We start from the raw sequence: 13,660 nt of genomic DNA, 5'->3' as shown, positions 1-13,660 counted from the left end.
TGAACGAGGGTTTACTTCGAATGTACTGAGCGGTAGAGCATGGCGTCATCGGCCTTACGGTGTGATCGCGCGCACGTTGCGTAACCAGGCGAGGAGCGCTGCACTGAATCCATGCTGACGCGAATCGACCACATCGGGATCGCCTGCCACGACCTCGACGCGACCGTCGAGTTCTACCGGGCCACGTACGGCTTCGAGGTGTTCCACACCGAGGTCAACGAGGAGCAGGGCGTGCGCGAGGCCATGCTCAGGATCAACGGGACCTCGGACGGCGGCGCCTCCTACCTGCAGCTGCTGGAGCCGACCCGCGAGGACTCCACCGTCGCCAAGTGGCTCGCGAAGAACGGGGAGGGCGTCCACCACATCGCCTTCGGCACGGCGGACGTCGACGCCGACTCCGAGGCGATCCGGGACAAGGGCGTACGCGTGCTGTACGACGAGCCCCGGCGCGGCTCCATGGGCTCGCGGATCACCTTCCTGCACCCCAAGGACTGCCACGGAGTCCTCACAGAACTGGTCACTTCGGCCCCTGTTGAGTCGCCCGAGCACTGACCCCCGTACATAAGGGCCGGTAGGGTTGGGGGCGGTCGTCCCTCAAACCGGGACGATCGCATGCCGGGGTCCGGGTTTCGGGGGACGAGCGTCGGGGCAGCAGCCCGTGCTCCGCCGTTGATCTGACACCATTCCCCGGGGGCCCCGTTCGGCGGAGGACGAGGCTCGTAGGAGAAGCTGACCAGGGGACGGATGGGACCGCGCAGTGCGGGGCTACGAGAGCCAGGAGCGAGAGCCGGCGGCTGACGTCGACCACCTCTCTCGGTTCGAGGCCGAGATGAAACGGCTGAGGACCGAGCGGGAGAAGGCGATCCAGCACGCCGAGGACCTCGGCTACCAGGTCGAGGTGCTGCGCGCCAAGCTGCACGAGGCGCGCCGCACCCTGATGACCCGGCCCGCCTTCGACGGCGGTGACATCGGCTATCAGGCCGAACAGTTGCTCCGCAATGCCCAGATTCAGGCCGACCAGCTGCGGCAGGACGCCGAGCGGGAGCTGAGCCAGGCCCGCGCGCAGACCCAGCGGATCCTGCAGGAGCACGCCGAGCAGGCCGCCCGGCTCCAGGCGGAGCTGCACCAGGAGGCGGTGACCCGGCGCCAGCAGCTCGACCAGGAGCTGGCCGAGCGCCGCGCCACCGTCGAGTCGCACGTCAACGAGAACGTGGCCTGGGCGGAGCAGCTGCGCGCCCGCACCGAACAGCAGGCACGCCGGCTCCTTGACGAGTCCCGCGCCGAGGCCGAGCAGGCGATGGCCACCGCCCGCGCGGAGGCCGAGCGGCTGACCCGGGAGGCCCGGGAGCGGCTGCAGAGCGACGCCGAGGCGGCCCGCGCGGAGGCCGAGCAGCTCCTGCGCCGCGCCCGCACCGACGCCGAACGCCTGCTGAACGCCGCCTCCACGCAGGCACAGGAGGCCACCGAGCACGCCGAGCGGCTGCGCACCACCACCGTCACCGAGTCGGACGCCGCACGCCGGCAGGCCGCCGAGCTGAGCCGGGCCGCCGAGGAGCGGATGACGGCGGCCGAGGAGGCGCTGCGCAAGGCGCAGGCCGAGGCCGAGAAGCTGCAGACGGAGGCGAAGGAGGCCGCCGCCAAGGCACTCGCGAGCGCCGAGGCCGCGGGCGAGGCCCGCACGCGCACCGCGAAGGAGCAGGTCGCCCGGCTGGTCGAGGAGGCCACCAAGGAGGCCGAGAACACCAAGTCGGAGGCCGAGCAGCTGGTCGCCGACGCCCGCGCCGAGGCCGAGAAGATCGTCGCCGAGGCCGCCGAGAAGGCCCGTACGGTCACCGCCGAGGAGAGCGCGACCCAGCTGTCCAAGGCCGCCAAGACCGCCGAGGACGTCCTCAACAAGGCGGCGGAGGAGGCCAGGAACACCACCAAGGCCGCCACCGAGGAGGCCGAGAGGATCCGCACCGAGGCCGAGGCCGAGGCGGACCGGCTGCGCGCCGAGGCGCACGACATCGCCGAGCAGCTCAAGGGCGCGGCGAAGGACGACACCAAGGAGTACCGCGCCAAGACGGTCGAGCTGCAGGAGGAGGCCCGCCGGCTGCGCGGCGAGGCCGAGCAGCTGCGCGCCGACGCGGTCGCCGAGGGCGAGTCGATCCGCGCGGAGGCCCGCCGGGAGGCGGTCGCGCAGATCGAGGAGGCGGCCAGGTCCGCCGAGGAGCTGCTCGCCAAGGCCAAGGCGGACGCCGACGAGCTGCGGCAGACCGCGACCGGCGACAGCGAGAAGGTCCGTACCGAGGCCATCGAGCGGGCCACCAGCCTGCGCCGGCAGGCCGAGGAGACCCTGGACCGGGCCCGTAAGGAGGCCGAGCGGCTGCGCGCCGAGGCCGACGAGCAGGTCGAGACGGTCCGGACGGACGCCGAGACCGCCGCGCGCGAGCTGCGCGAGGAGACCGAGCGGATCCTTGAGGCGCGCCGCACCGAGGCCGCCGCGGAGCTGACCCGTCTTCAGACGGAGGCGCAGGAGCGGCTCGCCTCCGCCGAGCAGGCGCTGACCGAGGCCCGCGAGGAGGCCGCCCGGATCCGCCGCGAGGCCGCCGAGGAGGCCGACCGGCTGCGCACGGAGTCGGCGGAACGGATCCGTGCGCTCCAGCAGCAGGCCGAGGCCGAGGCCGACCGGCTGCGCGACGAGGCCGCGTCCGACGCGTCCGCCTCCCGCGCCGAGGGCGAGGCCATCGCCGTACGGCTGCGTTCCGAGGCCGCTGCCGAGGCCGAGCGGCTCAAGGTGGATGCCCAGGACACCGCGGACCGGGTGCGCGCGGAGGCGCAGGCCGCCGCCGAGCGGCTCGGCACCGAGGCGTCCGAGACGCTGGCCGCCGCCCAGGAGGAGGCCGTCCGGCGCCGCCGCGAGGCCGAGGAGACCCTCGGCGCGGCCCGCGAGGAGGCCGACGAGGAGCGCCGGCGCGCCCGTGAGCAGAGCGAGGAGCTGCTGGCCTCCGCCCGCAAGCGGGTCGAGGAGGCGCAGGCCGAGGCGACCCGGCTGGTGGAGGAGGCCGACCGGCGCGCCACCGAGATGGTCTCCGCCGCCGAGCAGCACGCCCAGCAGGTACGGGACTCCGTCGCGGGGCTGCACGAGCAGGCTCAGGAGGAGATCACCGGGCTGCGCTCGGCCGCCGAGCACGTGGCGGACCGTATGAAGCGGGAGGCCGAGGAGGAGGCGGACCGGCTGCGCGCCGACGCCTACGCCGAACGGGAGCGGGCGAGCGACGACGCCCGTCGTGTCCGTCGCGCGGCGAACGAGGAGTCGGAGGCCGCCAAAGCGCTGGCCGAGCGTACGGTCACGGAGGCGATGGCGGAGGCCGAGCGGCTGCGCTCGGACGCGTCCGACTACGCCCAGCGGGTGCGCACCGAGGCCTCGGACGCGCTCGCCGAGGCGGACCAGGCGGCGGCGCGCACCCGTGCGGACGCCCGCGAGGACGCCAACCGGATCCGGTCGGACGCGGCGACCCAGGCGGACACCCTCATCACCGAGGCACGCAACGAGGCCGAGCGGCTCCAGACGGAGACCGTCGCGGAGGCCGACCGGGTGCGCACGGAGGCGCTGACCGAGGCCGAGCGGCTGCAGACGGAGACGGCTGCCGAGGCCGAGCGGGTGCGCACCGAGGCCCTGGCCGAGGCGGACCGGGTGCGCGCGGAGGCGTTGGCGAAGGCCGAGCAGCTCGTCGGGGAGGCCACCGACGACGCCGAGCGGCTGCGCGCCGAGGCCGCCGAGACCGTCGGCTCCGCGCAGGCGCACGCCGAGCGGACGCGGGCGGAGGCCGAACGGCTCAAGGCGGACGCGGAGGACACGGCCGAGCGGCTCGTCAACTCCGCCCGCGAGGAGGCCGAGCGGACTCTGGACGAGGCCCGCAAGGACGCCAACAAGCGGCGCTCCGAGGCGGCCGAGCAGGTCGACACGCTCATCACCGAGACCACGGCCGAGGCGGACAAGCTGCTCGCCGAGGCGCAGGCGCAGGCGCTGAAGGCCACCGCGGACGCGGAGTCGCAGGCCGACACGATGGTCGGCGCGGCCCGCAGCGAGGCCGAGCGGATCGTCGCCGAGGCGACCGTCGAGGGCAACACCCGGGTGGAGAAGGCCCGTACGGACGCCGACGAGCTGCTGGTCGGTGCCCGCCGGGACGCCACCGCGATCCGGGAGCGCGCGGAGGAGCTGCGCGAGCGGATCACCACCGAGATCGAGGAGCTGCACGAGCGGGCCCGGCGCGAGGCCGCCGAGACGATGAAGTCCACCGGCGACCGCTGCGACGCGCTCATCCAGGCCGCCGAGGAGCAGCTGGCCAAGGCGGAGGCGAAGGCCAAGGAGCTGGTCTCGGAGGCGAGCTCCGAGGCGGGCAAGGTGCGGATCGCCGCCGTCAAGAAGGCGGAGGGGCTGCTGAAGGAGGCCGAGCAGAAGAAGGCCAGCCTCGTCAAGGAGGCCGAGGAGCTGAAGGCCGAGGCGATCCGCGAGGCGCGGCGCACGGTCGAGGAGGGCAAGCGCGAGCTGGAGATCCTGGTGCGCCGCCGCGAGGACATCAACGCCGAGATCTCCCGGGTGCAGGACGTCCTGGAAGCGCTCGAGTCCTTCGAGGCGCCGGCGTCCGGCAAGGAGGGCGGAGTCAAGGCCGGTGCGACGATCGGTGCCCCCCGATCGGGTGGCAAATCCTCAGAGGGGTAGCGCGCGAGGTGCGTTCCGGTATCTTCTGGGGGCTTTGCCCGACTCCTTGGCAAGCACTCTGACGGTCAGCCACCCGAAAGAGGTGTCATTCTCCAGATCAAACACGTATCCGCTCGATGACACAGCGCTTCGGCCCCTAGGATTCCCCCTATCACCTCACCGGTCTCATTGGACAGGAACCCCATGAGCGACACTTCCCCCTACGGCTTCGAGCTTGTGCGGCGTGGGTACGACCGCGCTCAGGTGGACGAACGTATCTCCAAGCTCGTCTCCGACCGTGACAGCGCTCTCTCCCGTATCACCGCCCTGGAGAAGCGCATCGAGGAGCTGCACCTCGAAACGCAGAACGCCCAGGCGCAGGTCACTGACGCCGAGCCGTCGTACGCGGGTCTCGGCGCGCGGGTCGAGAAGATCCTGCGGCTGGCCGAGGAAGAGGCCAAGGAGCTGCGTGAGGAGGCCCGGCGGGCGGCCGAACAGCACCGCGACCTCGCCGAGTCGGCTGCCCAGCAGGTCCGCAACGACGCCGAGTCCTACGCCGCCGAGCGCAAGGCCAAGGCCGAGGACGAGGGCGTCCGGATCGTCGAGAAGGCCAAGGCCGACTCGGCCCAGCTGCGTGCCGAGGCGCAGAAGGACGCGCAGTCCAAGCGCGAGGAGGCGGACGCCCTCTTCGAGGAGACCCGCGCCAAGGCCGCGCAGGCCGCCGCCGACTTCGAGACGAACCTCGCCAAGCGCCGCGAGCAGTCCGAGCGCGACCTGGCCTCGCGTCAGCAGAAGGCCGAGAAGCGCCTGGCGGAGATCGAGCACCGCGCCGAGCAGCTGCGCCTGGAGGCGGAGAAGCTGCGCACGGACGCCGAGCGCCGCGCCCGCCAGACGGTGGAGACGGCCCAGCGCCAGGCCGAGGACATCGTGGCCGACGCCAACGCCAAGGCGGACCGCATCCGTTCGGAGTCCGAGCGCGAGCTCGCCGCGCTGACCAACCGCCGCGACAGCATCAACGCCCAGCTGACGAACGTGCGGGAGATGCTGGCGACGCTGACGGGTGCCGCTGTGGCTGCCGCCGGTACGACGACCGACGACGAGCCCATCTCTCGCGGGGTGCCGGCACAGCAGACCCGGTAAGTGCGGGCGCTTGGGGAGCCCTCTGCCGTCACGTGGCAGGGGGCTCCTTCCCGTCGCTCAGACGCAGAGACGCAGGACGCGCAGTAAACGTCAGAAACGCTCAGTAGCAGCCACGTGCACTCAGCGTAGTGCTCTGGCTTTGCTTTCTTTTGGGCGGAACCGTCAGCGCCTCGATATCCTCCTAACCCTTACGGGGGCGTGTGCCCCGCTGTCCTGAACCTTTCGATGGGTGCGGAGCATGATCGAGGCTGTCGGCCTGACCAAGCGCTACGGCGACAAGACCGCCGTGTACAACCTTTCCTTCCAGGTGCGGCCAGGAGCCGTCACCGGCTTCCTCGGGCCGAACGGCTCGGGCAAGTCCACGACGATGCGGATGATCCTCGGGCTGGACAACCCGACAGCCGGATCGGTGACGATCGGCGGCCACCCGTACCGCAAGCTGCCCAACGCTCCCCGCCAGGTCGGCGCGCTGCTCGACGCCAAGGCCGTGCACGGCGGCCGGTCGGCCCGCAACCACCTGCTGAGCCTCGCCCAGCTGTCGGGCATTCCCGCCCGGCGCGTGGACGAGGTGCTGGGGGTCGTCGGCCTGCAGGACGTGGCCAAAAAGCGCTCCAAGGGCTTCTCGCTCGGCATGGGCCAGCGCCTCGGCATCGCCGCCGCGCTGCTCGGCGACCCGCAGGTGCTGCTGTTCGACGAGCCGGTCAACGGTCTCGACCCCGAGGGCATCCTCTGGGTCCGCAACCTGATGAAGGCCCTCGCCGCCGAGGGCCGTACGGTGTTCGTCTCCTCGCACCTGATGAGCGAGATGGCGCTGACCGCCGACCACCTCATCGTCATCGGCCGCGGCCAGCTGCTCGCCGACATGAGCGTGAAGGACTTCATCTCGGCCAACTCCGCCGACTTCGCGCGTGTGCGCACCCCCGACACCGAGCCCCAGCTGCGCGAGAAGCTCGGCACCGCGCTCGCCGAGGCGGGCGGTCATGTGCTGCCCGAGCAGGACGGCGCGCTGCGCGTGACCGGGCTGCCGCTGCCCCGGATCAGCGACGTCGCGCACGAGGCGGGCGTACGGCTGTGGGAGCTGTCGCCGCACCAGGCCTCGCTGGAGGAGGCGTACATGCGGATGACGCAGGGCGCCGTGGACTACCGCTCGACCATCGACCAGAAGGCGGGCCTGCAGCAGCCGCTGCCGCCCGGCGCCCAGCCGCCCATGCCGGTGCCCGGCCAGGGCCAGCCCGGCTGGTACGCCCCGCCGCCGCCCCAGCAGGGCGGGCAGCCGTTCTCGATGCCGCAGGCGCCCGCGGGGCTGTACGGCGGCGCCCCGGCGGGCGCATACGGCGCCCAGGGTGTGCCCGGCGCCCCCGCGGCTCCCGGCGCACCCGCCGCTCCGGAGGCGGGCGCCCCCAACCCGTACGCCCAGCCGGCCCCCGCCGCCCCGCAGGCGCAGGCGCAGCCGCCGGCCGCGGCGCCGAGTGGCCCGCAGGCGCCGGGAGCGCCGTCGGCTCCCGCCGCGCCGCAGCAGGCGCCCGCCGCCGCTCCCCCTGCCCCGGCTCCGGCCGCCGCCTCCGCCCCCGCCGACCTGACCAAGCCCGAGGACGCCCGATGAGCACCCACCAGCCCCCGATGCCGCAGGCCCCCGCCGCCGCGCCCGACTGGCAGGCGGCGCCCGGCGGTTCGTACCCCGGTTACACCTCGCCGATCCCGGTCGTACGCACCCACCTCGGGCACGCGCTGGCCTCGGAGTGGACGAAGATCAAGTCGGTGCGCTCGACGATGTGGACGCTGGGCGTGTTCGTGGTCCTGGTCGTCGGCATCGGCCTGATGACCGGCGCGCTGGTCAAGGCCCACGCCGACTCGTCGAACATGGAGGGCACGAACCCGCTCTCCTTCGGGTTCTTCGGACTGCTCCTCGGCCTCATGTGCATCATCACGCTCGGCGTGCTGACCACGGCATCGGAGTACGGCACCGGCATGGTCCGCACGACGATGACCGCGTGCCCGAGCCGGGGCCGGGTGCTCGCCGCCAAGTCGATCGTGTTCTTCCTCGTCGCCTTCGTCGTCACGCTGGCCACGTCCGCCTTCGTGGCCATGGTCCAGACGTCCATGCTGAGCGGCACCGGCGCCCGTACGCCCTCCGGCTCGGACTGGCTGAAGGACACCGTCGGCGTCAGCCTCTACATCGCGCTGCTCGGGCTGCTCTCGCTGCTCATCGGCTCGATCGTCCGGCACTCCGCGGGCGGCATCACGATCATGATCGGCGCGGTGCTCGCGCCGCTGGTCATCGCGCTGTTCATGGCCACCTCCTCGCTGGCCGACGTACGGGAGTGGCTGTTCACGTACTCCATCCCGAGCCAGCTGGGCGTCTTCTACGACAACACCCTGAGCGGTTCCGGCCCGACCGGCTGGGACCCGCTGTGGATCATTCTGGGCCTGACCGCCGCCGCGTACGCCGGCGCCTACGCGCTTCTGCAGAGCCGGGACGTGTGAGCCTGGCCGTCCGACGAACGAGGGCCTCCCGGGCGCCGCGGATCACGCATCCGCAGGGCGCCGACGGGGGGCCCTCGTGTTTTCACGGTCGCGTCCGCCGATATCAGGGGCGAGAATCAGCCATTTCTCTGAGGGCCGATGACGATCATCGCCTCAGCGGCACGCACAGGAAACACACAGAACAACCACATCTGTGCGCCCTCGCGGAACGCCAGTCCCCCGTGACCGGCGGTAACCTCAGGCCAGCGCCCTGCGCCCTCACAAAGCGAACGTCTATACGGGCCAATCGGTGGATGCGTAAGGTATCGCCGCGCCTGACCTGAACCTGACCAGTCCGTGGCCACGCGCGTCGATCAGCGACCGGGGGAACACCGTCGCTCACGGGACACGATCCGGCTGCCGCTTCCTGCTCTTCGACCGTCCTCCCGGCGCACCCCCATGAACGAAGAAAGGGATGCGTCTGTGCACCCCAGACCATGGTTCCGCCTGCCCGCATCACGAAGATCGAGGTCGGGAAGATCAGGAAGGCTCACCTCCGCGGTCACCGCCGTCACCGCCCTGGCGGTCGTCGCCGGTCTCGCGGCCCAGCCGAGCTGGTCCCGCCCGAACGCCGGCCCGGCGAGTGACTCCGAACCCTGGTACCAGGACACCGCCGCCGAGCAGTTGCGGCAGGACCAGTGCCTGATGGCCGACGTGCTGCGCCTGGGCGGGCCGTCGATGGCCGCGACCGCGCAGGACGGCCTCAACCAGCCCGCCGACAAGCTGCACGTCCTGGCCAACCGGGAGCACTGGGACCAGACCCCGCTCTCGACCGCCTACCAGAAGGACCGGGATGCGGCGAGCAAGGAGATGGACGATCTCGACGCTCTCCGCGACGGGTGGAAGAAGCCGCTCAACGGCCTGTCGACGCCAGGTGGATTCACCGACAACGGTTTCCACTGGCCGCCGGACGGGGAGCAGAGCTTCTACTACCAGACCGGTCTGAGCAAGTGGGTCGCCGACCGGTTCTGGCTCAACGACAACGACTTCTACAACGACGACACTCCGAAGGCCGACGACAAGACCCTGAAGGCCGTCGACGACATCGGCAAGCCGCTCTACGGCAAGGAGCCCGGCGGAGGAACCACCCAGCAGGAGTACGAAGAGCACAACGCCTTCGAGTGGATGCACGGCGGCCCCGCCAGGAACGCGGGCGCCGACGACGCGCGCATCTTCCTCTCCTCCGGCGGCTTCCCGCGCACCGCCCCGCAGCCGGGCACGGCGGAGTACCGCATCGCGGTGGAGGACGTGAAGTCCCGCTTCGCCGCGTGCGGTTGGCGTGACCCGCTCGACCCGGACAACGTGCTGGGCGACATCACCGCCACCGCGACGAACGAGTGGCAGCAGGAGATCTCCTCCCAGGCGACCCAGCGCAACCAGATCCTGGGCGCGAACAGGTCCGCGGTCGACGCGTTGGCCAAGGCCGCGAAGGCGCTGAGCGGCATGCTGGGGCACTCCTGGGTCGCCGACCATCTCACCCGCTGGCAGGACTACTGGTCACCGGGCGGTATCGGCTGGATCGGCGACTCCGCCCTGGTCATGCGGGTCGAGGCCGCCAAGGGCAAGTGCCTGGACGTACAGGGCGGCAAGAAGGACAACGGCACCCCCGTGCAGATCTACACCTGCAACGACAGTGCCGCCCAGGAGTGGAAGCTCGGGGGTCTGTACGACGGCGGCTACGCCCTGTACAACACCAACTCGCAGAAATGCCTTGACGTAAAGAGCGGCAACAACGCCAACGGGTCGAAGATCCAGCTGTGGGCGTGCAACGGCAGCTCGGCGCAGCAGTGGCAGTTCGATGTCCGCTCCGCCGGTGAGCTGCGCAATGCCGCCACCGACAAGTGCCTGGACCTGCACACCTTCGACAACGGCAACGACGCCCAGCTGTACACGTGCAACGGCACCGACGCACAGAAGATCCGCATCGTCCCCCAGGGACATGACGGCGACGACAAGCTGGACTACCCGAACAAGGCCCAGTTCGACCAGGCCAAGGCCGGCATAGCCGGTGCTCAGGCGGGCGCGAAGAGCCAGCTGGCCGTTCTGAAGCAGCAGTTGGCCGTCGCGCAGACCGCCGCCACCAACTCCGACACCGCGCTGCAGGCCGCGTACGGCATCGCCGACGCAGGCGGTGCGCCACGAGGCCGTGGCCTGCTGGTCGGTCAGCAGAAGGCGCAGGTCACCCGGGGTGCCGTCGCCGCTGTGCAGGCGATGGAGAAGGCCGGTGAGACGGCCGAGGCCGCCACCCGTGCCTCGGCCGGTGACAGTGCCACCATCGCCCAGCGTGCCCTCGCGCAGGCCGCGCAGGCCAAGGCGGAGTTCCGCAAGGAGGCCGCGAAGGCCGCCGAGGAACAGGCCAAGGCCGCGGCCGACGCCGCCAAGGTCCACCGCGACAACGCCAAGAAGGACAAGGAGACCGCCGAGGCCAGGCTCGCCGACGCGGTGAAGGCCGAGGGCGACGCGAAGGCGGCCGCCGCCGACGCCCACGCCAAGCGGCTCGCCGCCGAGGCGGAGGAGAAGACGGCCAAGGCGGAGAAGGAGACGGCCGCCGCCAAGCAGGCCGAGGCCGCCCAGGACCGGAAGAACGCCGAGGACCAGGCGGGCAAGGCCAAGGACGCCAAGGACAGGGCCGACGCCGCCGAGAAGACCGCCGGGGACAAGCGGGACGCGGCCGTCAAGGCGAGCGACCACGCCAGGGCCATGCGGGACGACGCCTGGGACGCCGAGCAGAAGGCGGACGCGGCCCGCGCCAAGGCCGACGCCAAGGACGCCTACGCCGACTCGCTCGACTCCGGGGACGCGGCCGACGCCGCCCGCGCCGCCGCCAACGACGCGGACAAGGCCGCCGACGACGCCGAGACCGCCGCGAAGAACGCCCGCGCGGACGCGGATGCCGCCACCCAGGCGGCAGCCGACGCCGACGCGGCAGCCACCCGCGCCGAAGCCGCCGCCAAGCGGGCCCGCTCGGACGCGGACGCCGCACAGGCGGACAAGGCGAAGGCGGACGCGGCGGTCAAGACCGCCACCAGCGCCGCCGCCGACGCCATCAAGGCCTCCCAGGACGCCGCGAGCGAGGCGAGGGCGGCCGTCAAGCTCGCCGACGAGGCCGAGCAGCACGCCAAGGACGCCAAGTCCCAGGCGGACCAGGCGAACACGGAGGCCGGCAAGGCACTCGCGGCCTCGGCGAAGGCCGCCGGCTACGCCCATGTCACCGCCCAGGCCGCCGCGGATGCCGGCCAGGCGGCCGAACAGGTCGCGAACCCGGCCAACGACGCGATCCAGCTCGGCTCGCGGTATGTCGACACAGACGCGGCCGCGGGCCTCGTCGTACTGACCGGCCAGGCGTCGAAGTCCATCGCCGACCAGCAGCAGGCCGTCGCCGACGCCCACGCCAAGAACGCCCAGGCCGAGGCCGACGCCGCCAAGAACCTCGCCGACCAGGCCAAGGGAGACGCCAAGGAGGCCTACCAGCACGCGGCCAACGCCGCCCAGTACGCGGCCGACGCCCGCACCTACTCCAAGCAGGCCCTCGGCTACGCCGCCGACGCCGCCAAGGCAGCGGCAGCCGCCTCGGCGTCCCTGGCCCGCACCATCGAGTACGACAAGCAGGCCGCCGCCGACGCCGCGGCCGCCGGCACCGCGGCCGACAACGCCGACGGCTACGCCAAGGACGCCCGCAGCTCGGCCGACGCCGCCGCACTCGACGCCGACGCCGCCCGCAGCGCGGCGGCCCAGGCCGAACAGGACGCGAAGGACGCCCGCGCAGCAGCCGACCGCGCCGACACCGCGGCCACGGAGGCCGAACAGGCGGCCAAGGACGCGGACAAGTACGCCAAGGAGGCCCAGGACGCGGCTGACAAGGCCGAGCACGAGAAGGCCAACCAGCAGGTCCAGACGGGCGCGACGACCGGTGTCGGCGGTGTGTTCTCCGTCATCGACGACATCAAGCAGAACGGCGATCCCGAGCAACTGCCCAACGAGTGCCACAACTTCAACTGCAACACCCTGGTGTACATCGCGCACTTCGACGCGGTGGTCAGCTACTACCTGTGTCTCAACCCGGACGTGCCCGCCACCGCGTCCGGCTGCCCGGCCGAGGACACCGTCTTCATCAAGACAGTGACGATCAAGGGCCTGAGCAAGAAGGTCAAGATGTCCGCGTGGGACGTGACCGTGGAGCTCTGGACGGGCATCGTGAAGTCGATCAAGGGAGACTTCACCGGCTGCTACCACAAGATCACCGGTGACGGCGACGGCAGCCTCGGTGACTGTGCCTGGGCCGCCACCTGGCTTCCGCTCGGCGGCCCGCTCGGAAAGATCGCCGAGGCGATCCGAGGCGTGGACACCGCCCTGCGGTCCGGAGAGGGGGTGGCTGACGCGCTGAAGGCCTTGAAGGGGCTGGATGTCGACGCGGAGACCCTGGCGGACATCGAGCGCCAGGTCGATGTGTACGAGGAGGCGCGAACGGCCTGCCGGGTCAACAGCTTCCCCGGCACCACCCGGGTGGTCCTCGCCGACGGCAGTCACAAGTCACTGCAGAACGTGCGGGTCGGTGACCTTCTGCTGGCCACCGACCCGGCGACGGGAGGCGTCCGGGGCGAGCCGGTCACGCGGACCTTCCACCACGCCACCGTCGACCTGGTCGATGTCGGCCTCACCGACGGCGGACACCTCACCAGCACACCCGGCCACCGGTTCTACGTCACCGGCCGCGGCTGGACCCTGGCATCCGATCTGCGGAGCGGCCAGGCCCTGCGCGGTCCGGACGGAAGCGCCCGCACCGTGGCCGCGGTGCTCGACCGGCACCAGGCCGCGCCCTGGACGGTCTACGACCTGACCGTGGCCGGCCTGCACACCTTCTACGCGCTGGCGGGCGGCAGCCCGGTCCTGGTCCACAACTGCAACGACCTCGCGGCCGATGCTCGGAAGTTCCCTGGCCTGGCCCACACACTGGACGAGCACACGGCCGGTCTTGTGACCCCGCAGGAGGCCAGGGAGCTGGCCGAGGCGAAGACGGCGAAGAACGGGTATATCACCGCGAACAGCCTGTTCGTCGACGAGCAGACCGCCCAGCAGGTCGTCGACTACGCGCTGGCCAACAACGCGAATAGGATTCGCAGGTGGCTTCGGGGGCCGGACAGTTCCCTGGAAATGTCGGGGACTTTCGGGGCCAGAAACTCCCTCGGTAAGGCCTACTACCCCGATGGGAGTGTGAAGGAGGCGGGCAACACCTACATCATCAAACTCGTGCGAGCCAAGGGTCACAAGGCCGGCTACTACGTCCAGACGTGCTATCCGAAGTAGGGAAGTGAG

The 13,660-nt window shown here is 71.7% G+C and carries 6 protein-coding genes; all 6 read left to right on the top strand.

The window, feature by feature from the left end; translation table 11 throughout:
- Window positions 1–111: 111 nt before the first annotated feature.
- A complete protein-coding gene (mce, locus tag ABZ624_RS31425) occupies window positions 112–552 on the top strand; it encodes a methylmalonyl-CoA epimerase (RefSeq protein WP_360096478.1) in 441 nt (146 codons plus the stop codon).
- 205 nt (window positions 553–757) lie between these two features.
- Window positions 758–4,705, top strand: a complete 3,948-nt coding sequence (gene scy / locus ABZ624_RS31420) for a polarized growth protein Scy (RefSeq protein ID WP_360096475.1) — start codon at window positions 758–760, stop codon at window positions 4,703–4,705.
- A 183-nt stretch (window positions 4,706–4,888) separates the two neighbouring features.
- Window positions 4,889–5,824 (top strand): cellulose-binding protein, encoded by a 936-nt coding sequence (locus ABZ624_RS31415; protein ID WP_360096472.1) that lies wholly within the window; start codon window positions 4,889–4,891, stop codon window positions 5,822–5,824.
- Between the two features lie 238 nt (window positions 5,825–6,062).
- Window positions 6,063–7,427, top strand: coding sequence for an ABC transporter ATP-binding protein (locus ABZ624_RS31410; RefSeq protein WP_360096469.1), 1,365 nt, complete (start codon window positions 6,063–6,065; stop codon window positions 7,425–7,427).
- A complete protein-coding gene (locus ABZ624_RS31405) occupies window positions 7,424–8,308 on the top strand; it encodes an ABC transporter permease (protein ID WP_360096466.1) in 885 nt (294 codons plus the stop codon). The genes ABZ624_RS31410 and ABZ624_RS31405 overlap by 4 nt, the downstream gene beginning before the upstream one ends.
- Window positions 8,309–8,770: 462 nt before the next feature.
- Window positions 8,771–13,651, top strand: a complete 4,881-nt coding sequence (locus ABZ624_RS31400) for an RICIN domain-containing protein (RefSeq protein WP_360096463.1) — start codon at window positions 8,771–8,773, stop codon at window positions 13,649–13,651.
- Window positions 13,652–13,660: the final 9 nt, after the last annotated feature.

The organism is Streptomyces sp. NPDC007205 (genome assembly GCF_040634095.1).
In the GTDB taxonomy this organism is placed as follows: Bacteria; Actinomycetota; Actinomycetes; order Streptomycetales; family Streptomycetaceae; genus Streptomyces.
Note: the sequence above shows the minus strand (reverse complement) of the source record. Positions and strands in the feature narration are given on the sequence as shown.

Coding starts and splice junctions, on each gene's coding strand:
- mce (WP_360096478.1), top strand. CDS start 112: ATGCTGACGCGAATCGACCACATCGGGATCGCCTGCCACGACCTCGAC.
- ABZ624_RS31415 (WP_360096472.1), top strand. CDS start 4,889: ATGAGCGACACTTCCCCCTACGGCTTCGAGCTTGTGCGGCGTGGGTAC.
- ABZ624_RS31410 (WP_360096469.1), top strand. CDS start 6,063: ATGATCGAGGCTGTCGGCCTGACCAAGCGCTACGGCGACAAGACCGCC.
- ABZ624_RS31405 (WP_360096466.1), top strand. CDS start 7,424: ATGAGCACCCACCAGCCCCCGATGCCGCAGGCCCCCGCCGCCGCGCCC.